Below are 21,671 nucleotides of genomic sequence, written 5' to 3' on the forward strand. Positions count from 1 at the left end.
CGGGAGCCCGGACGGGCGGCGCGCGACGCGCCGGGCCGGGGTGGGTCGGCGTGGCGTGGGGCGGGCGCGACATGATGGGTGCAGCGCCGAACCCTGGTGCAGGCTGCATCATGTAGGTCGGCCGAGGAACGACAGGAGTGAGGTACCGGTGGACCCGCTCGATCGCATCGACGAACTCATCGCCATGGTGGAGCAGGCCCGCTCCGTCCCGATGTCGCGCAACAACTGCATGGTCGACCGGGGTGAGATGATCGCCGCCCTCGACGAGGTGCGCGCGGAGCTTCCCGCCGACCTGCGCCGGGCCGCCGCGCTGCTGGAGGAGCGGGACAAGATCATGGAGGCCGGCAAGCGCGAGGCCGACCGGATCATCAGCGAAGGTGAGGCGGAACACGCCCGCCTGGTCTCGGTGAACGAGATCACGGTCTCCGCCGAACACGAGGGTGCCCGGATCATCGCCGAGGCTCGCGCCGAGGCGCAGCGCCTGCGCGACGAGGTGGACGACTACGTGGATACGGCGCTGGCCAACTTCGAGCAGTTCCTCACCCGGGCGCTCGCCTCGATAGAGCGTGGCCGGGACAAGATGCACGCGCTGCGGGAGATCGGCACCTTCGCCGGTGACGAGGCCGACCGGCCGCTACCCTTCTGAGCGGCACCCCGGCCGGTGGCCGACAGCCGGCGGCCGACGGGCGGGGCGGCGACGCCCCGGTTCGACGGTTCGGCGGTCGCCCAGGTAACCTTCTTTGTCGGCCTCTCACCGGCCGGAGTCTGACTATGCCCAAACACTCGCCATCCTCACTCAACCCCAGGTCGCCGCTGGTCCTCGACACGAGAGACCTGCCGCGTCGGCCTGGCGCGTTGCGTACGGTCAAGCGGGTCGTGCCGGCACCGGAGGACCTCGGCGTGGAGTTGATCGGCGTGCCGGCGGGCGCGGACCTCGACCTCGACCTGAGGTTGGAGTCGGTGTCCGAGGGTGTGCTCGTCTCCGGGACCGTGACCGGCCCCGTCAAGGGCGAGTGCGGCCGCTGCCTGCGCGAGATCGACGACTCGGTGGCCGTGAAGATCCAGGAGCTGTACGCGTACGCGAACAGCACCACGGACGACACGACCGACGAGGACGAGGTGGGCCGGATGCAGGACGATCTGATCGACCTGGAGCCGGCGCTGCGGGATGCGGTGGTGCTCACGCTGCCGACCAACCCGCTCTGCCGGGAGGACTGCCCAGGCTTGTGCCCCGACTGCGGGGTGCACTGGGACGATCTGCCGGCCGACCACAGCCATCAGCAGATCGACCCGCGTTGGGCGGGCCTGTCGCAACTGACCCGTACAGAGGAGTAAGAACCGTGGCCGTCCCCAAGCGCAAGATGTCGCGCAGCAACACCCGCGCCCGCCGGGCGAACTGGAAGGCCGCGGCGGTCGCGACCGTTGCCTGCCCGCAGTGCAAGTCGGCCAAGCTGCCGCACGCCGCCTGCTCCGTCTGCGGCACCTACAACGGCCGCCAGGTCCTCGACGTCTGATCTGGACGCCGAGTGACGTCCCCGACCAAGGGTCGGGCGACGCGCGCACCCTGGCTCTCGCCCGGTGCCCCGGCTCCCTCCGCCGCCGGCCGTTCTGCGGCCGGCGCACCGATGGAGCCGGGCACCGCGCGGATCGCCGTTGACCTCCTCGGCGGGGACGAGGCTCCCGCCGTCGTGGTTGGCGGCGCTCTGCGAGCGGTGCGTACCGACCCTGACCTGCACCTGCTGCTCGTCGGACCGACCGAGGTCGCCGACGGGCTGATCGATGCGCTCGACCCGGAGCAACGGTCCCGGGTCACGGTCCGCCCGGTGCGGACCGCCGTCGGCATGGCCGACCACCCCACCTCCGCGCGCGCGGACAGCACCGTCCGCGCGGCGGTCACCGCCGTCCGCGACGGGCTCGCCGACGCGGTCGTCTCCGCCGGCTCGACCGGCGCCACCGTCACCGCCGCCGCGCTCGGCCTCGGTCGCTGGACCGGAGTACGTCGTCCGGCCCTGGTGGCGACTCTCCCCGCTGTCGCCGGCCCGGTGGTGCTGCTGGACGTCGGCGGCACGCTGGAGTCCCGCCCCGCCACCCTCGCCCGCCACGCCGTGCTCGGCGCCGCCTACGCCGCCGTGGCGCACGCCGTCGCCGCGCCCCGGGTCGGGCTGCTCTCCGTCGGCACCGAGGCCGGCAAGGGCGACCGCCTGCGCCGCGCCGCCGACCCCGCGCTCGCCGCCGTGCCGCTGCCGTGCGATGCCCGCTACATCGGCCTCGTCGAGGGGTACGACATCTCGCTCGGCGCGCGCGCCGACGTCGTGGTCACCGACGGGTTCACCGGTAATGTGCTGCTCAAGGCGATCGAGGGCGCGTACGCGATGGCCGGCGGGCCTCCGGCGAGCGGCGGCGCCCCGCGTGCGGCGGCCCTGCTCGGCGTGGCCGGCACGGTGGTCGTCTGCCACGGCGCGGCGCGGCCCGACGACGTCGCCTCCGGCATCGCTCTCGCCGCCCACCTGTGGCGGCGCGGCGCCACCGACACGGTCGCCGCCCTGCTCGACGGCGTCCCGCACGATTTCGCACCTGACCGCAACGACACCGAGGTAGCACCATGACCAACGACAAGCGGCGGCGGGCTCCCGTGGGCCACCTGGAGGCGGCCTTCGGGGTGTCGCTCGACCCGGAACTGCTGGAGCGCGCGCTGACCCACCGCTCCTACGCGTACGAGAACGGTGGCCTGCCCACCAACGAGCGGCTGGAGTTCCTGGGTGACTCGGTCCTCGGCGTGGTGATCACCACCGCGCTCTTCCACAACCATCCCGACCTGCCCGAGGGGCAGCTCGCCAAGCTGCGCGCCAGCGTGGTGAACATGCGCGCGCTGGCTGACGTGGCGCGCGGCCTCGGCCCGTCGGGGCTGGGCGCGTACCTGCTGCTGGGCAAGGGGGAGGAGACCACCGGCGGCCGGGACAAGGCCAGCATCCTGGCCGACACCCTGGAGGCGCTGCTCGGCGCGATCTACCTCCAGTACGGCCTGGACGCCGCGGCCATCGTGATCCACCGTCTCTTCGACCCGCTGATGGCCGAGTCGGCCGGCCGGGGCGCCGCGCTGGACTGGAAGACCAGCCTGCAGGAGTTGACCGCCGCGTTGGGGCTGGGCGTCCCGGAGTACCGGATCGAGGGCACCGGCCCGGACCACCTCAAGACGTTCACCGCCTGGGTGGTGGTGGCCGGCAACCGGTACGGCGGCGCCGAGGGGCGCAGCAAGAAGGAGGCCGAGCAGCGGGCCGCCGAGTCGGCCTGGCGGATGCTGACCGAGCAGGCCGAGAAGGAGCAGGCCGCGCTGGGTGCGGCGGAGGGCCTGCCGGCGGCAGCGGACGATGTCGGCAGCGGGTCGGCGGCCGATGCGGCCGGAGCGGGCGCGAGCCGTGCCTGAGCTGCCCGAGGTGGAGACGGTCCGGCAGGGGCTGGCCCAGTGGGTCATCGGGCGGACCATCGCCTCGGTCGAGGTGCGCCACCCCCGGGCCGTACGCCGGCACCAGCCCGGCGCCCAGCACTTCGCCGACGTGCTGTCCGGTCGGACGATCGCCGACGTCCGGCGCCGGGGCAAGTACCTGTGGCTGCCGCTGGACAGCGGGGACGCCCTCGTCGGGCACCTCGGCATGTCCGGCCAGTTGCTGCTCCAGCCGGTCGGGGCGGCCGACGAGCTGCACCTGCGGGTCCGGTTCCGGTTCGCCGACGACGGCCCGGAGCTGCGCTTCGTCGACCAGCGCACGTTCGGTGGCCTGTCGGTCTCGGCCGGGGGCGCGGAGCTGCCCGCCGAGATCGCCCACATCGCCCGGGATCCGATGGACCCGGACTTCTCCGACGCCGACTTCGTGGCCGCCCTGCGGCGGCGGCGTACGGAGGTGAAGCGGGCGCTGCTCGACCAGACCCTGGTCTCCGGGGTCGGCAACATCTACGCCGACGAGGCGTTGTGGCGGGCGATGCTGCACGGCGCCCGACCGACCGACGCGCTCACCGGCCCGGCCGCCATCCGCCTGCTCGGCCACGTCCGGGACGTGCTCGGTGAGGCGATCAAGCAGGGCGGCACCAGCTTCGACGAGCTGTACGTCGACGTCAACGGCGAGAGTGGCTACTTCGACCGGTCGCTCAACGCGTACGGCCGGGAGGGGGAGCCCTGTGGGCGGTGCGGCGCCCCGATCCGCCGCGAGGCGTTCATGAATCGTTCGTCCTACAGCTGCCCGCGCTGCCAGCCCCGCCCCCGGGGGGCCCTCCGGGGATGACCCGGAGTCGGCTCGGGGTTGCACCGGTGTGCCTCGCTGGGCGGCTTGCGGCGCGTCCCCCGGTCGTACCCTGAAAGTCCCGTTCTGTCCGCTTGGTGGAACCCGGCTGGGCCGACCGGTCGCGACCGCGCGGATCGGGGACGAGCCGGGGCCGTTCCCCGATGTCCGGGCGTCGCCCGCTCCCTAGCGTCAGCACAGTCGGTACAGGACCGGCGTGTGGAGGGGGAACCCAGGTATGGGCAGGCGACCGGTGACCGTGCGGTTGGCACGGTGGAGTGCGGAGCATCCGTGGCGAGCCATCGCACTGTGGGCGGTGTTCGTGGCGGTCTGCTTCGTCGGCGGCAACGCCGCGGGCCTGAAAGAGGCGACCAACGGCGACCAGGCGATCGGGGAGGTGGGACGGGCCCAGCTGATCGTCGACAGCGGCGGCTTCCACGAGCCGGCGACCGAGAACGTGCTGATCACGTCCCGCTCCGGGACGCTCGACCAGGCCGCGGCGAAGGCCGCCGCCGACGACGCGGCGGCCCGGCTGCGGCAGGTCGACGGCGTCACCTCGGTGGGAGCGCCGGTGCCGTCCCGGGACGGCACCGCACTGCTGTTGCCGATCACCATGTCCGGCGACCCGGAGACCGCGTCCGACCGGGTGCAGCCCCTGCGGGACACCACCGCCAAGGTGCAGGAGGCACACCCGGCGCTGCGGATCGAGGAGGTCGGGGGGCCCTCGATCAACAAGGCGCTCGACGACACCCTGGGCAAGGACTTCAAGCGGGCCGAGCTGCTCAGCCTGCCGGTCACCCTGGCCATCCTGATCATCGCGTTCGGCGCGCTGATCGCGGCCGGCGTGCCGGTGCTGCTCGCGCTCTCCTCGGTGGCCGCGGCCATGGGACTCTCCACCCTGGCCTCACACCTGGTGCCGGCCAACGACACCACGGCCAGCGTGATCCTGCTGATCGGCATGGCGGTCGGTGTCGACTACTCGCTCTTCTACGTTCGACGGGAACGCGAGGAACGGGCGAAGGGGCGCTCCGGGCTCGACGCGGTGGAGGTCGCGGCGGAGACCTCCGGGCACGCCGTGGTGGTGTCCGGCACCGCCGTGATCATCTCGATGGCCGGGCTGCTGCTCGCCCAGGACGCCATCTTCTCGTCGCTGGCCGTCGGCTCGATCCTGGTGGTCGCGGTCGCGGTGCTCGGCTCGCTGACCGTGCTGCCCGCGCTGCTCGCCAAGCTCGGTCGCTGGGTCGACCGGCCCCGGGTGCCACTGCTGTGGCGGCTCACCGCCCCGCGTACCGGCCGGGACGGCCAGCCGGCCCGACCCCGGTTCTGGCCGGCCGTGCTGAAGCCCGCGCTGCGGGCCCCGCGGGCCACCTTGATCGTCTCGGTCGGACTGCTGCTCGCCCTGGCCGCCCCGGCGCTCGGCATGAAGATGAAGTTCCCCGGCATGGAGGACGTGCCGCGCAGTACGCCCGCCATGCAGGCGTACGACCGGCTCACCGCCGCCTTTCCGAGCAACGGCACCAGCCACACGGTGGCGGTGCGGGCGCCGGCCGACCAAACCGACCGGGTGCACGCCGCGCTGACCGAACTGGCCGGGCGGGCCGCCGCCGATCCGCTCTTCGCGCCGGCCGAGGGGGACGGCCCGAAGATCAAGGTGTCGGCCGACCGCCGGGTGTCCGTGCTGGAGGTGGCCACCCCGTACGGCAGCCGCACCGACGAGGCCACCCGCTCCCTGCACGAGCTGCGCCAGGACCTGGCCCCGGCCGCGCTGCGCGACATCCCCGGGATCGAGTACGCGGTCGGTGGTGCGGTGGCCGCCAACGAGGACTACGCCCAGCACATCCGGGAGAAGCTGCCCGTCGTGGCCGCCTTCGTCCTGGCGCTGACCTTCCTGGTGATGGCCTGGACGTTCCGGTCGGTGGTGGTCGCGCTCACCTCGATCCTGTTGAACCTGCTCTCCGCCGGGGCCGCCTACGGCCTGTTGGTGCTGGTCTTCCAGAACGACTGGGCGGAGGGTCTGCTCGGCTTCACCTCGATGGGCGCGATCGTCACCTGGCTGCCGCTCTTCCTGTTCGTGGTGCTCTTCGGACTCTCCATGGACTACCACGTCTTCGTGGTCAGCCGGATCCGCGAAGGCGTCCGCGCCGGCCTGTCGAACCGGGACGCGGTGGCGTACGGGATCACCTCGTCGGCGGGCGTGGTGACCAGCGCGGCGATCGTCATGGTCGGCGTCTTCTCGATCTTCGCGACGCTGAGCACCATCGACATGAAGCAGCTCGGCATCGGCCTGGCGGCGGCGATCCTGCTGGACGCCACCATCATCCGGGCCGTGGTGCTGCCGTCCCTGATGACCCTGCTGGGCGATGCGAACTGGTGGGCCCCGCGCTTCCTGCGCCGCCGGGCGGACGCCCCGCCCGCCGACCCGCCCACCCCGACCCCGGAGCTGGTCGGCGCCCACTGACCCCGGCACCCGGAGGGCCGGACCGCGCAGCGGCCCGGCCCTCCGGCTCGCGGCCGGTGCGTCGCCGGGGCCCTCGTCACGGACGGGTCGCCTTCCACAGGCCTTACGGACAGTGACGGCGACGTGGAACGGTCACGGCAGGGGACAGGGCTGCCGCCAGGCGTCCAGCGCGTGGTCCTTGCGGATCGAGGCGAAGCCGTAGCCGACGGTGGTGACGCAGAACGCGGCCGGGTCGCCGGTGTACTCGACGTGGAAGACCGGCTTGTCCGCGTCGGCGAAGGGCAGCAGCTTCGCGCACTCCCGCCGCCGTACGCACTCCTGGTTGACGGCGAAGTCGAAGTCGGGAGCGAGGGCGGCCACCTGCGGCACGTCGTCGACCAGCCCGGGGGAGAGGTCGAGCTGGCGGGCGAGGGTGGCCAGCCGGCGGTTGAACAGCAGTTGGTCGTCGAAGTCGAGCGAGAAGCCGGGGCGGTGCTGGTAGCCGTCGGCGTCGTTGATCGCCACCGCGCCGAAGCCCTTGCCCCGGCACAACCGGAACCGGTCGGCGAGCACCGGCTCCAGCGCGTCCCACCGGCGCACGTCCAGCCATCGGCTCTCCGGCCGGCCCGCCACCGCCGCGCCGAGCACGTCCGCCGGGAAGCGGCTCGCGTCCGGATCGGTGGGCGCGTACGTCCCGACCCGCACCTGGCAGACCAGCCGGCGGTCCCGGGCGCGCAGCGCGGCGGTCTCGGTGGAGGTGGTGAGGACCGGGTCGAGCAGGAAGACGTCCGCGTCGACGGTGACGTCCACCGGGCCGGTGAGCTGCCACTGCCACTGCCACTGGTGGGCCAGCGCGGTCGGCCACGGGGTGGGTGCTCCCGGCGGGACGAGCGGCGCCCGGCAGCCGGGCACCGGGGCGAGCAGCAACATCGTCACCAGGGCCGCCACGCCCCGGCCCAGCCCGCGTCGCAGGACGCGGACCGGCCGGACGGGCGGCACGGCCCACGCCGGCCGGATCCACATCGACAGCTCCCGGGTCGCGGGCGGCGCCCCGCCGCCCCTGCCGGTACGCCGAGCCGACCCGGGCCTACCGGCCCAGCCGGCACGGTCAGGTGACCCTGGCGTACCTCACCCGGTCAAACGAGCACATACCCGGTCACGACGCGCCGTTCAGCGCGGGGTGCCGAAGTCCTGCGTCCAGTACGGCCCGTTGCTTCGCGCCACGCCCACGCCGATCTCGGTGAACGAGCAGTTCAGGATGTTGGCCCGGTGGCCCGAGCTGTTCATCCAGGCATCCATGACCGCGGCGGGGGTCTTCTGGTTCCAGGCCACGTTCTCGCCGTACGCCCGCCAGGTGTAGCCGACCCGGTCGAGCCGCTCGCCGGCGTCGCTGCCGTCGCTGCCGTCGTGCGTCATCGTCCGGTGGTCGGCCTGGTCCTGGCTGTGTCGCTGGGCGGCCAGCATGAGCTTGTCGTCGATGGTCAGCGCCTTGCAGCCGGCCTTGGCCCGCTCCTGGTTGACCAGGTCGACGACCTGCTGGAGCTCGGCGCTGATCCCGCCGGTCGAGGTGGGCCGGGTGGCGGTGCTGCTCGGCGCGGAGCTGCGCTGGAGCTGGCGGGAGGGGGCGGTGGACCGGCTGGACTTCGGCGTGGCCCTCCGGGTCGGGCTCGGGCGGGCGCTGCTCGGCGCGGCGCTGGGGGAGGCCGCGGGCGAGTCGGGGGCGAGGGCGTCGCCGGGGGCGTCGCCGGTGGTGTCCGGAACGACCGGGGCGGCGGCAACCATGCCGTCGGTGGCGGCCGGCTCGGTCCCTTGGTCGTCGCCGGGCAGCATCAGGGCACCCACTCCGAGGCTCACCGCGAGGGTCACCGCAGCGGCGGCCCCGCCGATCGCGAGGGGGCGCGGGAACCGGCGCCCCCGCCGCTGCCGGTGCCGGCCCGGCTCCTCGGCTGGGGCGTCGGGGTCCGGACGCCAGGTGACGGCGGGCTGCTCCCCGGCCCGAGCGCCGGCGGCCTGCTCGAACGGGGCGATCGGCACACCCGGCGCCCCCGGGTGGGTCGCCGGGTCGAACGCGGGGTGCCCGCCGGTCCGGTCGACCGTGGGCGTGAGCGCGGTCCAGTCGGCCTCGCCGGTGTATCCGGTCCGGTCGGCGTCGGTGAAATGACCGGTCCGGTCGTCGTCGGGGAGGTGACCGGACCAGGAGGAGCTGGGGAGGGAGCTGGTCCGGTCACCTCCCCGACGGGCATCGGCCGGGGTGGCCCGCCACTGGTCGTCCGGGGTGGCGGTCCGCCAGGTGCCGGCCGGGTCCGGGCCCGGCTGCTCCAGTTCGTCCCCGAAGAGGTACGCCGACCGCGGCTCGGGCCGGTCGGTGAGCCAGGCCGGGCCCTCGGCGGCCGGCGGCTCGGGGCGCCGGGAGACGCCATCCGGTTCGATCGGGTCGGTCCAGCGGTGCACGCCTGTCCCCTCCACGGGTCGGTTGCGGGGCCTCGGTGACGCTACGGGTGCCCCGCGAGCTGCGGCAACGTGGCTAAGAAAGAGTTAAGGGGAACCGGACGCCGAGGGTGAGGTGTTCGCACATTCCGGGGCGTACAGTTAACGGGTCCGGACAGAGCGTGTCCGCGCCTCACGGCAGCCCCCCGACAAGTGGACAGGTCGACGTGGAGATGATCTACGGCCTGCGGGAAACTTGACGAAGGAGGGGTTTGCGGCTCAATATATAGGTGTCGCCAGTCGCGCCCAGCCATGCCCGCATTTTGCTGGGATGGCAGCCGCGAACATGATGGGCGCGCGTTGGCCGGCCTTTCCGGCAGCGCATATCAAGGAGTCAGCATGGCGAAGGCCCTCTACGGCCACGTTGGTGCAGCGCCCGACCGGCGCCTGCTCGACGAGGTCACCCGACTGCGTGCCAGGGTTCAGGCACTGGAGTTCGAGATCACGCGTCTGCGCGCCGACAATGATCGGCTTGCGGCGGCAGCGGCGGAGGCTGATGACCTCCTCCGGCTGGCCGAGCCCGCGCTGACCTGATCTCCGGTTGTCGGAAAACTGAATCGCACCACACGAAAACGCGCGCCGACACCCCAGTGCCGGCGCGCAGCTTTGTGCGTACGTCTTTTGTTTTCGCGCCGCACTTCAGATCGGGTGAGCCGCCCGGAATTGCGTGGCGGCGACCGTGGCCGTAAATACGATCTTGTGGTTTTCCGCACTGTGCCGGGGTGCGCGGAAACCGGACACGGCCGGCCCGGGGTGGGTCGCGTACCGAGACCTCCCCTGCCCCGGGTTAGTCTGCGGGTTCAGGTCCGCGCAGCCGGCGACGGTACGGCGGCCACCGGACGAGGATCGAGAAGGTGCATCTCAAGAGCCTGACGGTGAAGGGCTTCAAGTCCTTCGCCTCCGCGACGACGCTGAAGCTGGAGCCCGGGATCACCTGCGTGGTCGGCCCGAACGGCTCCGGCAAGTCCAACGTCGTCGACGCCATCGCCTGGGTGCTCGGTGAGCAGGGCGCCAAGGCGCTGCGCGGCGGCAAGATGGAGGACGTCATCTTCGCCGGCACCGCCGGGCGGGCGCCGCTGGGCCGGGCCGAGGTCACCCTCACCATCGACAACACCGACGGCGCCCTGCCGATCGAGTACACCGAGGTCTCCATCACCCGCCGGATGTTCCGCTCCGGCGAGAGCGAGTACGAGATCAACGGCGACTCCTGCCGGCTGCTCGACATCCAGGAGCTGCTGTCGGACTCCGGCATCGGCCGGGAGATGCACATCATCGTCGGGCAGGGCCGGCTCGACGGCATGCTGCACGCCAAGCCGGAGGACCGGCGGGCGTTCATCGAGGAGGCGGCCGGCGTCCTCAAGCACCGCAAGCGCAAGGAGAAGGCGCTGCGGAAGCTCGACGCGATGCAGACCAACCTCAACCGGCTCACCGACCTCACCGCCGAGCTGCGCCGCCAGCTCAAGCCGCTGGGCCGGCAGGCCGAGGTCGCCCGCCGGGCCGCCGCCATCCAGGCCAACCTGCGGGACGCCCGGTTGCGGCTGCTCGCCGACGACCTGCACACCCTGCGGACCACCCTGGACAAGGAGATCGCGGACGAGACCGCCCTGCGCGAGCGGCGGGAGCAGATCGAGGCGGAACACGGCGAGGTGCAGGCCCGCCTCGGTGAGCTGGAGGCCGCCCTCGCCGAGGACGCCCCGCTGCTCGCCGCCGCCCAGGACACCTGGTACAAGCTCTCCGCGCTCCAGGAGCGGTTCCGTTCCATCGAGCAGCTCGCCCGGGAGCGGCTGCGCCACCTGGGCGCCACCCCGGACGACGAGCGCCCCGGCCGCGATCCCGACCAGCTGGAGGCCGAGTCGCAGCGGGTCCGGGAGCAGGAGGAGGAGCTGCGCGCGGCGCTCACCGAGGACCAGGTCCGGCTGGCCGAGGCGGTCGAGCACCGGCAGGAGCTGGAACGGCAGCTCGCCGCCGAGGAGCGGGAGCTGGTCGCCGCCGCCAAGGCGATCGCCGACCGGCGGGAGGGGCTCGCCAGGCTGACCGGCCAGGTCAACTCGGCCCGGGCGCGGACCACCAGCGCCGGCGAGGAGATCGAGCGGCTGGCCGCCGCGCACACCGACGCGATGGCCCGCGCCGAGAAGGCCCAGGGCGAGCTGCACGAGGTTGCCGAGCAGTCCACCGAGGCCGACCGGGACAACGCCGACCTCGACGCCCGGCACGCCGAGGCGGTGGCCGTCCACGAGCAGGCGCAGGCCGTCGTCCGCAGCGTCACCGACGCCGAGCGGGCCGCCGAGAAGGACGCGGCCACCTGGAAGGCCCGCGAGGAGGCGCTCGCCCTCGGCCTGCGGCGCAAGGACGGCGCCGGGGCGCTGCTGGCCCGCGCCGACCAGGTGCCCGGCCTGCTCGGCAGCCTCTCCGGGCTGCTCACCGTCGCGCCTGGCCACGAGGCGGCGCTCGCCGCCGCGCTCGGCGGGCTCGCCGACGCGGTCGCGGTCAGCGGCGTGGACGAGGCCGTCGAGGCGATGCGGCTGCTCAAGATCTCCGACGCCGGGCGGGCCGGCCTGCTGGTCGGCAGCCCCGCCGGGCCGGGCATGGCCGGCCCGGTCGACGCGCTGCGCCCGAAGCTGCCGGACGGTGCCCGCTGGGCGCCCGACCTGGTGGAGTGCTCGGTCGAGATCCGGCCAGCGGTGCACCGGGCGCTGCGCGACGTGGTGCTGGTGGACGACCTCTCCGCCGCGGCGGAGCTGGTCGCCGGCAACCCGGAGCTGCGCGCGGTGACCCCGGAAGGCGACGTGGTCGGGGCGTACGCGGCAGCCGGTGGATCGGCCAAGGCGCCCAGCTTCATCGAGGTGCAGGCGGCGGTCGAGGAGGCCCGAACCAACCGGCTCGCCGCCGAGCGGACCGGTGCCGAACTGCGCGAGCAACTGGTCGAGGCGCGCGCCGAGGTGGCTGCCGCGAAGGAGGCCGTGCAGCATGCCGCCGCCGCCAAGCGGGAGGCGGAAGGCCACCGTAACGCCGCCGCACGAAGGCTTGCCGAGCTGGGCGCGGCCGCCCGCTCGGCAAAGGCGGAGACCGACCGGCTCGGCGAGTCCCGGGCTCGCGCCGAGGCGGCCCGGGAACGCGACCTGACGGCGCTGGCCGAGCTGGAGGAGCGGCTGCGGCTGGCCGAGGCCACCCCGATCGACGCGGAACCGTCCGCCGACGAACGCGACCAGCTCGCCGCGATGGTGCCGCAGGCTCGGCAGAACGAGATGGAGGTCCGGCTCGCGGTGCGTACCGCCGAGGAGCGGGTCTCCTCGATCGCCGGCCGGGCCGACTCGCTGGCCCGGCAGGCGAATGCCGAGCGGGCCGCGCGGGAGCGTGCGGCGGCCCGGCGCGCGGCCCGCACCCGCGGCGCGGAGATCGCCCAGGCCGTGGTCGGCGGCGCCCGCGAGGCGCTGACCCGGCTCACCGTCTCCATCGCCCGGGCCGAGGAGCATCGCGACGCCGTGGCCCGCGAGCGCGCCGCCCGCGAGGCCGAGCTGTCCGAGGTACGCGGCGCGGCCAAGCGGCTCGGCGCCGAGCTGGACCGGCTGACCAGCCAGGTGCACCGGGACGAGGTGGCCCGCGCCGAGCAGCGGCTGCGCATCGAGCAGCTGGAGGCGAAGGCCGCCGAGGACTTCGGCCTCGACGTGGCGACCCTGATCGCCGAGTACGGCCCGGACCAGCTCGTCCCGCCCACCCAGGCGGACGTCGCGGCCGCCGAGAAGGAGGGCCAGCCGGTGCCCGAGCCGGTCCGCTACGAGCGGCCGGTGCAGGAGAAGCGGGCCGCCAAGGCGGAACGGGAGCTGGCCCTGCTCGGAAAGGTCAACCCTCTCGCGCTGGAGGAGTTCGCCGCGCTGGAGGAGCGCTACAAGTTCCTCTCCGAGCAGCTGGAGGACCTCAAGGCCACCCGCCGGGACCTGCTCACCGTGGTCAAGGACGTCGACGACCGGATCCTGGAGGTCTTCGCCAGCGCGTTCGAGGACACCGCGCGGGAGTTCGAGCAGGTCTTCACCGTGCTCTTCCCGGGTGGCGAGGGGCGCCTGGTGCTCACCGACCCGGAGGATCTGCTCACCACCGGCGTCGAGGTCGAGGCCCGCCCGCCGGGCAAGAAGATCAAGCGGCTGTCGTTGCTCTCCGGCGGGGAGCGGTCGCTGACCGCGGTGGCCATGCTGGTGGCGATCTTCCGCGCCCGGCCGAGCCCGTTCTACATCATGGACGAGGTGGAGGCCGCCCTCGACGACGTGAACCTGGGTCGCCTGATCACGCTGCTGGCCCAACTGCGGGAGAAGAGCCAGCTGATCGTGATCACCCACCAGAAGCGGACCATGGAGATCGCCGACGCGCTGTACGGCGTGACCATGCGCAGCGGGGTCACCCAGGTGATCAGCCAACGGCTCAACCGGGCCGACGACGACGGGCAGGAGACGGACGAGTGAGTCGGGAACGCGCGACGGCGCTGCTGGTGGACTTCGACGGCGTGCTGCGCCGCTGGGACCCGGCGGTGGCCGGCGCCGTCGAGCGGAAGTACGGGCTCACCGGGGGCGTGCTGGGCGAGATCGCCATGTCGTGGGGGCTGCTCCAGCCGGTGCTCACCGGGAAGGTGAGCCACGCCGACTGGATGACCAGCGTGGCCGACGCGCTCACCCCCTCGGTGGGTGACCCGGCGCGGGCCCGCGCGGCCGTGGACGAGTGGCAGCGCTACCGGGGCGAGGTCGACCCGGACGTGCTGGCGTTCATCCGGGAGGTGCGGGCGGCCGGCGTACGGGTCGGGCTGGGCACCAACGCCACCGACCTGCTCGACGCCGACCTGGTCGCGCTGGGCCTGACCGACGAGTTGGACGTGGTGGTCAACTCCTCGGTCGTCGGGGTGCACAAGCCGGCGAAGGAGTACTTCGAGGCGGCCTGCGAGGCGCTGAAGACCCCGCCGGCGCGGGTGCTCTTCGTCGACGACGAGGACCGGTCCGTCGCGGGCGCCCGGGTGGCCGGGCTCTCCGCGCACCGCTGGACCGGCTCGGGCGACCTGCGCTACCTGCGCGCCGCACTGGCGTACTGAGCCGCGTCCGGCGCTGCTTCGCCGAGGTGGCGGTCTCCGCTCCGCCGCGATACCGCCACCTCGCCGACATGGGGGCAGTCAGTCGCCGGTGACGCCGTCGATCCGCTCGCGGATGAGGTCGGCGTGGCCGTTGTGCCGGGCGTACTCCTCGATCATGTGCACGTACACCCAGCGCAGGTTGAAGGTGCGTTTCTTCGGCCCGACCTCGATGAAGGTCTCGTCCAGGGACCGGCCCGCCGCGGCGGCCCGGGCCAGCTCGACCTCGCGGTGGTACGTGGCGAAGTCGGCCTCGGCGTCGGCGGTGCTGACGTCGTGGTCGGCGTCCGGATTTTCCGAGGTGAAGTACGGGTAGTCGACCCGCTGCCCGGCGAAGTTCTCCCGGAACCACCAGGCCTCCACCTCGGCCATGTGCCGGACCAGGCCGAGCAGGGTCAGCGCGGAGGGCTCGACGCTCGCCGTGCGCAACTGCTCGGCGGTCAGCCCGGCGCACTTCATCAGCAATGTCTGCCGGTGGTAGTCGAGCCAGCTCTCCAGCATGGTGCGCTCGTCGCCGACGGTGCTCTCGTTGGTCCGGACGATCTCCGGTGCTCTCCAGGTCATGCCGGCCATCCTGGCCGGAAAACCGGACAATCCGCGACCGGATATCAGGGGACCACCACGACGGGCCAGCGGCCGGTGCGGACCAGCCGGGTGGCGACCGAGCCGACCAGGCGGTGCCCGGCCTGCTCGGACGCCCCGACCACCACCATGTCCGCGCGGAACTCGTCGGCCGCCGTGCACAGCTCGTGGTACGCGTCCCCGCGCCGGCACAGGAAGGTGACCGGCAGGCCCAGCTCCTCGGCGCCGCGCCGGCATTCGTCGCGCAGCTCGGCGGCCAGCTCGTCGTGGGTCTGCTGGACCGCCCCGGCCACCATGCCGGACATCATCGCGGCGTACGGGGCCGGCGAGCTGACGAAGACCACCACCAGCCCGGCGCGCTGCCGGCGGGCCAGCCCGGCCGCGTACGCGGCGGCCCGCAGCGAGGTGCGGGTGCCGTCCACCCCGACCAGCACCACCCGGGGCCCGTCCGTGCCGCGTTCGAACGGCAGCGGCCGGGACTCCGGACCGTACTTCTCGCGCTCGGCAGATGTGCTCATCGGGTCACTCCTGGATGCCGGTCCGGACCACCGGGGCCCCGCTGCCGACCGCGACGGCCGACTCCCGCTCGACCTCGGCGGAGATCGCGTCGCTGGTGTGCCGGCGCAGCGGCACCTCCTTGATGAAGATGACCGCGATCAGGGCGATCAGCCCGAACGGTGCGGCGGCCAGGAAGATGTCCCCGGCGCCGTGCCCGTACGCGGACTCGACCACCGCCCGGATCGGAGCGGGCAGGGTGTGCACGTCGGGCAGGGCCCCGCCGCCTGCGCTGGACGCCCTGATGCCGAGCCCGGCCAACCCCTCGGCGAGGTAGTCCTTGACCTTGTGGCCGAGCACCGCCCCGAGGGCGCTCACGCCGATCGCGCCGCCGAGGCTGCGGAAGAACGCCACCGTGGAGCTGGCCGCGCCGAGTTCGTGCACGCCGACGGTGTTCTGCACGGCGAGGACCAGGTTCTGCATGGTCATGCCGACGCCGAGACCGATCAGCGCCATGAAGATGGCCAGCCGCCAGTACGGGGTGTCCGCGCGTACCGTGCCCATCAGGGCGAAGCCGGCCGTGAGCAGGGCCGAGCCGGCGACCAGGTAGCGCTTCCAGCGGCCGGTGTTGGTGATGATCCGGCCGACCACCGTCGAGGAGATCAGCAGGCCGCCGATCATCGGCAGGGTCATCAGGCCGGACATGGTCGGGCTCGCGCCGCGGCTGATCTGGAAGTACTGGCCGAGGAAGACCGAGGCGCCGAACATGCCCACCCCGACCGCGATGCTGGCGACCACGGCGAGGGTGATGGTGCGGTTGCGGAACAGCCGCGGCGGGATCATCGGCTCGCTGGCCCGCTGCTCCACCCGGATGGCGAGCGCGCCGATCAGCAGCGCCCCGACCACCATGGCGGCGGACTGCCAGGAGATCCACTCGTACCGGTCGCCGGCGAGGGTGACCCAGATCAGCAGCAGCGACACGGCCGCGGTGATCAGGGTGGCACCCCACCAGTCGATCTTCGCCGGGTGCTTGACCACGGGCAGGTGCAGGGTCTTCTGGAGCACGACCAGGGCGAGGATCGCGAACGGCACGCCGACGTAGAAGCACCACCGCCAGCCGAGCCAGTCGGTGTCGACGATGACCCCACCGATCAGTGGGCCGCCGATTGTGCCGACGGCCATCACCGCGCCGAGGTAGCCGCTGTACCGGCCGCGCTCACGCGGGGCGATCATCGTTGCCATGATCACCTGGGCGAGCGCGGTCAGCCCGCCCGCGCCGACGCCCTGGAGCACCCGGCAGGCGATGAGCTCCCCGGTGGACTGGGATTGCCCGGCGAGCACCGAGCCCAGCACGAAGATCCCGAGAGCGAGCTGGACCAGGACCTTCTTGCTGGTCAGGTCGGAGAGCTTGCCCCAGATCGGGGTGGTCGCGGTGGTTGCCAGCAGCGTCGAGGTGACCACCCAGGTGTACGCGGACTGACCGCCGTGCAGTTCGGTGATGATCCGCGGCAGCGCGTTCGAGACGACCGTGGAGGAGAGGATCGCGACGAACATGCCCAGCAGCAGGCCGGAGAGCGCCTCCAGGATCTGCCGGTGGGTCATGTCGACGGCGGTCGCCCGGGCGGGCGCTGTCGCCTGCGTCATCGTGGATTGCCTCCGGAGAAAGACGGGGGAATATGTTGCTTCGGGCAACCGTATGACTTGGTTGCCTCAAGCAACAACCGGAGGTGGCGCAGGTCTTATTCCTCGCCCGAGCGGGCTCAGAAGGTCTCGTTGAACCGGTGCAACAGTCGGGCGAAGTCCTTGACGTCCTGTTTCGGCCAGTTCTCCAGGGTTCGGCGGATCTGTGCGAGCCGGGCCGCCCGCGCCGCGTCGAACCGCCGGGTGCCGTCCTCGGTGAGGCTGAGCTGGGCGGCCCGCCGGTCGGTCGGGTCCGGGTCACGGCGGACCAGGCCCAGGCCCTCGAGGCCGGCGATCTGCCGGCTGAGGGTGCCCTTGCCGATGCCCAACCGCGCGGCCAGGTCGGTCAGCCGGATCGAGCCGCACCGGCGCAGCCACAGCAGCAGGCCGTACGCGTTCGGCTCCAGGTTGGGGTGGACCTCCCGGGCGATCTCCCAGGACAGCGCCCGGCCGCGGCGCAGCAGCGCGGCCAGTTCGTCCTCCACCGCCCGCAGGGTCTCCGGCAGGTGTTCGTCCACCGGGAGAGCGTACTCACGCATCGTCGCTGAGTGGCTGCCGCGCCACCGTACGGAGGTGGCCGTCCGAGGTGGTGCCCTCGACCACCACCTCGGCCGACCGACCCCGGTGGGTCAGGGTGGACACCGCGTTGCCGAAGTACGGCCCGGCCAGCCTCTTCCACCGCACGCTCGCCCGGCGTACCCCGGCGGAGCGGGCCAGCGCCCGGGTGGCCGCGGCCGGCCCCGGATGCCAGCCCAGCCTCATCAGCGGGCGCATCGCCGCCGGCACCTGGTTGTGGATCGGGGAGCAGGTCAGCTGGTGCACCGGGGTGCGGACACTCCGGTCGGTGAACCGCGCCCGGGCCACGTACGAGTGGTGCACGTCACCGGAGAGCACGCTGATCGAGGCCGGGGGCGCGTACGCCGGCCCGGCGCCAACCCGCGCTCCAGGACCACCGGGGGCGCCGCTGCCCAGCCGGGCGAAGAGCTCGCCGAGGGCGTCGAACGAGCGCCGGAACGACGCCCAGTGCTCCAGGTCCAGGGCCCGCCGGAGCCGCTCGGAGACCTTCGCCACCCAGCGCCGGCGGGAGTCGGCGAGCTTCTCGTTCCACGCCTCGACGTGGTGGATGCCGGGCGGTAGCAGCCAGGGCAGCGAGGCGCCGATCACCAGGTGGTCGTAGACGCCGTGCGCCCGGTCGACGAACCAGGACCACTCGCCCGGCGGCAGCATCGCCCGGTTGCCGGACACCAGCACCCGGCTGGACCGGTTGTCCAGCATCACCAGGCGGGTACGCCCCAGGTCCAGCGCGTAGCTCCACTGGTACTGGACGGCCCGCCAGCGCTCGGTGTCGTGCGCGACGTCGGCCTCCCGGTCGACCCGCTCGCCGAACTCGTGCAGCACGCCGGTGGCGTCCTCGGCGGCCGCGACCTTGGCGTACACCGGGTCGGCGGCGATCTCGTCCGGGGACAGGTTGCCCAGGTGCTGGTAGACCCAGTACGAGGCGAGCCCGCTGCGGATCCGCTCCGCCCACCACGGCTGTTCGCGCATGTCCGCCCGCCACGCGGCCGAGGTGTTCCAGTCGTCGATCACCTCGTGGTCGTCGAAGATCATCACGCTGGGCACGGTGGAGAGCAGCCACCGGATCTCGGGATCGCGCCAGGACTCCAGATAGAGCTTGGTGTACTCGTCGAAGCTGACCACCTGGGTGGCCGGCGCGCCGGCCGGCCGGCGCCGGCGCCGCTTGAGCAGCCGGCGCACGGTCGGCGAGGTGACGTCGGCGTAGACCTGGTCGCCGAGGAGCACCAGCAGGTCGGGCCAGCGGGTGGGATCCGGGTCGGCCATCAGCCGCCGGGCGTAGGCGTCCAGCGCGTCCGGGGGCAGCTTCCGGGAGGTGGCGTGCTGGGTGGTCTCCCGGCACGAGCCGAAGAGCAGTCTGACGGGCTGGTCCCGGTCGTCCGCCGCCCGGGTGCGGATCACGCTGGGCGGGAAGCCGGTCTCCGGCATCGGCCAGGCGACCTCGTCGTCGATCAGCACCTGGTAGGTGGTGGCGCTGTCCGGGGTGAGCCCCGCCACCACCACGATCGCGTAGTGGTGCTCGTACGCCGAGAAGGTCGGTGCGGTGCCCGTGGCGCCGTCGGCCGTGCGGACGGTGACCACCGCGGGGGCGCTGGTCTCCACCCAGACCGTCGCCCGCGTGTCGACGACCCGGCGCAGCAACGGGCCGATGAGCAGGCGCGAGTTGGCCACGGGGCACCTCCGAGGGAGAAATGTGCCGCCTGTTCTACCCGGACGGCGAGTTCGGCACGCCTGGCTGCGGCGAGCCTACCCGCGGCTGGCTCGCCGACGGAGGCGGTGAGTGGGACGCCGCCGCCACCATCTGACAGGATTTCGGGCATGAAGGAATACCTCCTCATCATCATCGCCCTGCTCGGCGTGCTGATCCTCGGCGGCCTCAGCCTCGTGGTGCCCCGGCTGCGCCGGCGCCCCGCGCCGCCGCCGGAGCGGGAGGTCGAGACCCGGCCCGAGGAGGAGTTGGCCGCTCCGCCGGTCGAAGCGGCGCCGGAGGTCTCCACCGGGGTGCTGGTCGAGCCCCCGGTGGTCGAGATCCCGGCGATCACCATCGAGGTTCCCGAGCCCACCGCCGGCCGGCTGGTCCGGCTGCGCTCCCGGCTGTCCCGCTCGCAGAACGTCTTCGGCAAGGGCCTGCTCGGCCTGCTCAGCCGCGACCACCTGGACGAGGACGCCTGGGAGGAGATCGAGGACAGCCTGATCACCGCCGACGTCGGCATCGACGCCACCCGGGAGATCGTCGACCGGCTCCGCGAGCGGACCAAGGTGCTCGGCACCCGCTCCACCACCGAGCTGCGCGCCCTGCTCGCCACCGAGCTGGTCAACGCCCTCGACCCGGCCCTGGACCGGTCGCTGAAGACCGCACCCAAGGTGGACGTGCCGGCCGTGCTGCTGGTCGTCGGGGTCAACGGCGCCGGCAAGACCACCACCTGCGGCAAGATCGCCCGGGTGCTGATCGCCGACGGGCGCACCGTGCTGCTCGGCGCGGCCGACACCTTCCGGGCCGCCGCCGCCGACCAGCTGGAGACCTGGGGCAGCCGGGTCGGCGCGGAGACGGTCCGCGGGCCCGAGGCCGCCGATCCGGCCAGCGTCGCCTTCGACGCCGTCAAGCGGGGCATCGACACCAGGGTCGACGCGGTGCTGGTGGACACCGCCGGTCGCCTGCAGAACAAGATCGGCCTGATGGACGAGCTGGGCAAGGTCAAGCGGGTGGTGGAGAAGCACGGCCCGATCGACGAGACCCTGCTGGTGCTCGACGCCACCACCGGCCAGAACGGCCTGGAGCAGGCCCGGGTCTTCACCGAGGTGGTCAACGTGACCGGCGTGGTGCTGACCAAGCTCGACGGGACCGCCAAGGGCGGCATCGTGATCGCCGTGCAGCGCAAGCTCGGCATCCCGGTCAAGCTGGTCGGCCTCGGGGAGGGCCCCGACGACCTGGCCCCGTTCGACCCGGCGCAGTTCGTCGACGCGCTGCTCGGCACCGAGCCGCTCGCCCGGGACGCGTAGCCTCGAGTGACGACTGACGATCGCGCCTACGCGGGGTGGCGCGACCCCAGCCATCCGTCGCCGCGCCTCGGGAGACCGTACGTGACTTCACAGGAGATCCCGCTGCACGGCGGGAACGTGAGCACCGTGGTCCGGGTGGGCGACACGGTCCGGCGCAACGCCGGGCCGTGGACCCCCTCGGTGCACGCCCTGCTGCGGCACCTGGAGTATGTCGGGTTCACCGGCGCCCCGCGCGCCCTGGGCATGGACGAGCGCAACCGGGAGGTCCTGTCGTACCTGGAGGGGGAGTGCGGGGAGTACCCGCTCGCCCCGCACTGGGTCACCGACGAGGCGTTGGTGACCGTGGCCACGATGCTGCGGATGTTCCACGACGCCCAGTACGGCTTCACCCCGCCACCGGGAGCGGTGTGGCGCTCGTTCGGCCCGCCCCCGCCGGACACCGAGGTGATCTGCCACCACGACGCCGCCCCGCACAACGTGATCTGGCGGCCGGACGGCACCCTCGGCCTGATCGACTTCGACCTGGCCTCGCCGGGCGCCCGGATCTACGACGTGGCGTACGCGGCCTGGACCTGGGTGCCGATCTTCTCCGACCGGGACTCGATCACCCTCGGCTGGAAGCGCCCGGACCGGCCGCGCCGGCTGCGCCTGTTCGCCGACGCGTACGGGCTGATCCCGCGCGACCGGCACCGGCTGGTCCGGACCATCCGCAAGCGGGTCGTGGATCACGTCGAGGGCATCCGCCGGATGGCCGCCGCCGGGGAGCCGGCGTTCGTGCGGATCGTGCACAAGGGCCATCTGCGCCGTCCGATGCGCGACCTGCGGCTGCTCGACTACGAGCGGCACGCCCTGGAGTACGCCCTGCGGTGACCCGCCGGCGGGCGGAAGAGTGGCCGGTTCGTCTGCGGAACGGCCACTCTTTCCGTTTCCCGGGTCCATGATCGGCGTTCTTCACACGCCCGAAACAACCCGTCACGACGCGGAAATCGAGCGGTGTCGGTGGAGGTAACAGCCGGCGACCAAGCTTCCGCGCAACCGG

The 21,671-nt window shown here is 73.1% G+C and carries 19 protein-coding genes; 12 read left to right on the plus strand and 7 right to left on the minus strand.

Features of this window, described 5'->3' with window-relative positions; genetic code table 11:
• Window positions 1-148: 148 nt before the first annotated feature.
• From ACNAVT_RS04370 to ACNAVT_RS04400, 7 genes are all read left to right on the plus strand, one after another.
• Window positions 149-646 carry a hypothetical protein gene (locus tag ACNAVT_RS04370; protein ID WP_387138787.1) on the plus strand — a complete coding sequence of 166 codons (498 nt, stop codon included), beginning with the start codon at window positions 149-151 and terminating at the stop codon, window positions 644-646.
• A 125-nt stretch (window positions 647-771) separates the two neighbouring features.
• On the plus strand, window positions 772-1,335 hold the full coding sequence (locus tag ACNAVT_RS04375) for a YceD family protein (RefSeq protein WP_416293034.1): 564 nt from the start codon (window positions 772-774) through the stop codon (window positions 1,333-1,335).
• Between the two features lie 5 nt (window positions 1,336-1,340).
• Window positions 1,341-1,514 (plus strand): 50S ribosomal protein L32, encoded by a 174-nt coding sequence (gene rpmF / locus ACNAVT_RS04380; RefSeq protein WP_416293036.1) that lies wholly within the window; start codon window positions 1,341-1,343, stop codon window positions 1,512-1,514.
• 111 nt (window positions 1,515-1,625) lie between these two features.
• The gene (locus ACNAVT_RS04385) at window positions 1,626-2,606 is read left to right on the plus strand and encodes a phosphate acyltransferase PlsX (protein WP_416293038.1); all 981 of its coding nucleotides are present in this window, start codon (window positions 1,626-1,628) and stop codon (window positions 2,604-2,606) included.
• Window positions 2,603-3,424, plus strand: coding sequence for a ribonuclease III (gene rnc, locus ACNAVT_RS04390; RefSeq protein WP_416293039.1), 822 nt, complete (start codon window positions 2,603-2,605; stop codon window positions 3,422-3,424). Before ACNAVT_RS04385 ends, rnc begins: the two co-directional genes overlap by 4 nt.
• Entirely contained in the window at window positions 3,417-4,274 is an 858-nt protein-coding gene (gene mutM, locus ACNAVT_RS04395; RefSeq protein WP_416293040.1) for a bifunctional DNA-formamidopyrimidine glycosylase/DNA-(apurinic or apyrimidinic site) lyase, read from the plus strand. The genes rnc and mutM overlap by 8 nt, the downstream gene beginning before the upstream one ends.
• 235 nt (window positions 4,275-4,509) lie before the next feature.
• Window positions 4,510-6,729 carry an MMPL family transporter gene (locus ACNAVT_RS04400; protein WP_416293041.1) on the plus strand — a complete coding sequence of 740 codons (2,220 nt, stop codon included), beginning with the start codon at window positions 4,510-4,512 and terminating at the stop codon, window positions 6,727-6,729.
• A gap of 132 nt (window positions 6,730-6,861) precedes the next feature.
• On the opposite strand, the gene ACNAVT_RS04405 is transcribed toward ACNAVT_RS04400, so the two are convergent.
• Window positions 6,862-7,731 (minus strand): endo alpha-1,4 polygalactosaminidase, encoded by an 870-nt coding sequence (locus ACNAVT_RS04405; RefSeq protein ID WP_416293043.1) that lies wholly within the window; start codon window positions 7,729-7,731, stop codon window positions 6,862-6,864.
• Between the two features lie 147 nt (window positions 7,732-7,878).
• The gene (locus ACNAVT_RS04410) at window positions 7,879-9,159 is read right to left on the minus strand and encodes a CAP domain-containing protein (protein WP_416293044.1); all 1,281 of its coding nucleotides are present in this window, start codon (window positions 9,157-9,159) and stop codon (window positions 7,879-7,881) included.
• Window positions 9,160-9,534: 375 nt separating this feature from the next.
• On the opposite strand from ACNAVT_RS04410, the gene ACNAVT_RS04415 reads away from it, so the two are divergent.
• The 3 genes from ACNAVT_RS04415 to ACNAVT_RS04425 all read left to right on the plus strand — a co-directional run bounded on the left by ACNAVT_RS04415 (window position 9,535) and on the right by ACNAVT_RS04425 (window position 14,266).
• On the plus strand, window positions 9,535-9,729 hold the full coding sequence (locus tag ACNAVT_RS04415; RefSeq protein WP_007456482.1) for a hypothetical protein: 195 nt from the start codon (window positions 9,535-9,537) through the stop codon (window positions 9,727-9,729).
• Between the two features lie 320 nt (window positions 9,730-10,049).
• Window positions 10,050-13,649 (plus strand): chromosome segregation protein SMC, encoded by a 3,600-nt coding sequence (gene smc, locus ACNAVT_RS04420; RefSeq protein WP_416293046.1) that lies wholly within the window; start codon window positions 10,050-10,052, stop codon window positions 13,647-13,649.
• The gene (locus ACNAVT_RS04425; RefSeq protein ID WP_416293048.1) at window positions 13,646-14,266 is read left to right on the plus strand and encodes an HAD family hydrolase; all 621 of its coding nucleotides are present in this window, start codon (window positions 13,646-13,648) and stop codon (window positions 14,264-14,266) included. The genes smc and ACNAVT_RS04425 overlap by 4 nt, the downstream gene beginning before the upstream one ends.
• A 78-nt stretch (window positions 14,267-14,344) precedes the next feature.
• Here ACNAVT_RS04425 and ACNAVT_RS04430 read toward each other — a convergent pair whose 3' ends face one another.
• From ACNAVT_RS04430 to ACNAVT_RS04450, 5 genes are all read right to left on the minus strand, one after another.
• Window positions 14,345-14,866 (minus strand): DinB family protein, encoded by a 522-nt coding sequence (locus tag ACNAVT_RS04430; RefSeq protein ID WP_416293049.1) that lies wholly within the window; start codon window positions 14,864-14,866, stop codon window positions 14,345-14,347.
• 44 nt (window positions 14,867-14,910) lie between these two features.
• On the minus strand, window positions 14,911-15,402 hold the full coding sequence (locus ACNAVT_RS04435) for a universal stress protein (protein ID WP_416293051.1): 492 nt from the start codon (window positions 15,400-15,402) through the stop codon (window positions 14,911-14,913).
• 4 nt (window positions 15,403-15,406) lie between these two features.
• Window positions 15,407-17,023, minus strand: coding sequence for an MDR family MFS transporter (locus ACNAVT_RS04440; protein ID WP_416293053.1), 1,617 nt, complete (start codon window positions 17,021-17,023; stop codon window positions 15,407-15,409).
• A 116-nt stretch (window positions 17,024-17,139) separates the two neighbouring features.
• On the minus strand, window positions 17,140-17,577 hold the full coding sequence (locus ACNAVT_RS04445; protein WP_416293054.1) for a MarR family winged helix-turn-helix transcriptional regulator: 438 nt from the start codon (window positions 17,575-17,577) through the stop codon (window positions 17,140-17,142).
• Between the two features lie 13 nt (window positions 17,578-17,590).
• Complete coding sequence (locus ACNAVT_RS04450; RefSeq protein WP_416293056.1) at window positions 17,591-19,303, minus strand: alkaline phosphatase D family protein; 1,713 nt, start codon at window positions 19,301-19,303, stop codon at window positions 17,591-17,593.
• Between the two features lie 147 nt (window positions 19,304-19,450).
• Here ACNAVT_RS04450 and ftsY point away from each other — a divergent pair, with 147 nt between their 5' ends.
• The gene (gene ftsY / locus ACNAVT_RS04455; protein WP_416293058.1) at window positions 19,451-20,632 is read left to right on the plus strand and encodes a signal recognition particle-docking protein FtsY; all 1,182 of its coding nucleotides are present in this window, start codon (window positions 19,451-19,453) and stop codon (window positions 20,630-20,632) included.
• A gap of 6 nt (window positions 20,633-20,638) precedes the next feature.
• Window positions 20,639-21,502, plus strand: coding sequence for an aminoglycoside phosphotransferase family protein (locus tag ACNAVT_RS04460; RefSeq protein ID WP_402849431.1), 864 nt, complete (start codon window positions 20,639-20,641; stop codon window positions 21,500-21,502).
• The last annotated feature ends 169 nt before the right edge of the window (window positions 21,503-21,671 follow it).

The sequence above is a fragment of the Micromonospora sp. SL4-19 genome, from assembly GCF_047921475.1.
Lineage (GTDB): Bacteria > Actinomycetota > Actinomycetes > Mycobacteriales > Micromonosporaceae > Micromonospora.

What these genes read in the sequence shown, in the direction of transcription:
- rnc (WP_416293039.1), top strand. Translation starts at nt 2,603, where the DNA reads ATGACCAACGACAAGCGGCGGCGGGCTCCCGTGGGCCACCTGGAGGCG.
- ACNAVT_RS04440 (WP_416293053.1), bottom strand. Translation starts at nt 17,023, where the DNA reads ATGACGCAGGCGACAGCGCCCGCCCGGGCGACCGCCGTCGACATGACC.
- ACNAVT_RS04405 (WP_416293043.1), bottom strand. Translation starts at nt 7,731, where the DNA reads ATGTGGATCCGGCCGGCGTGGGCCGTGCCGCCCGTCCGGCCGGTCCGC.
- ACNAVT_RS04430 (WP_416293049.1), bottom strand. Translation starts at nt 14,866, where the DNA reads ATGACCTGGAGAGCACCGGAGATCGTCCGGACCAACGAGAGCACCGTC.
- ftsY (WP_416293058.1), top strand. Translation starts at nt 19,451, where the DNA reads ATGAAGGAATACCTCCTCATCATCATCGCCCTGCTCGGCGTGCTGATC.
- ACNAVT_RS04415 (WP_007456482.1), top strand. Translation starts at nt 9,535, where the DNA reads ATGGCGAAGGCCCTCTACGGCCACGTTGGTGCAGCGCCCGACCGGCGC.
- ACNAVT_RS04400 (WP_416293041.1), top strand. Translation starts at nt 4,510, where the DNA reads ATGGGCAGGCGACCGGTGACCGTGCGGTTGGCACGGTGGAGTGCGGAG.
- ACNAVT_RS04385 (WP_416293038.1), top strand. Translation starts at nt 1,626, where the DNA reads ATGGAGCCGGGCACCGCGCGGATCGCCGTTGACCTCCTCGGCGGGGAC.
- ACNAVT_RS04435 (WP_416293051.1), bottom strand. Translation starts at nt 15,402, where the DNA reads ATGAGCACATCTGCCGAGCGCGAGAAGTACGGTCCGGAGTCCCGGCCG.
- ACNAVT_RS04375 (WP_416293034.1), top strand. Translation starts at nt 772, where the DNA reads ATGCCCAAACACTCGCCATCCTCACTCAACCCCAGGTCGCCGCTGGTC.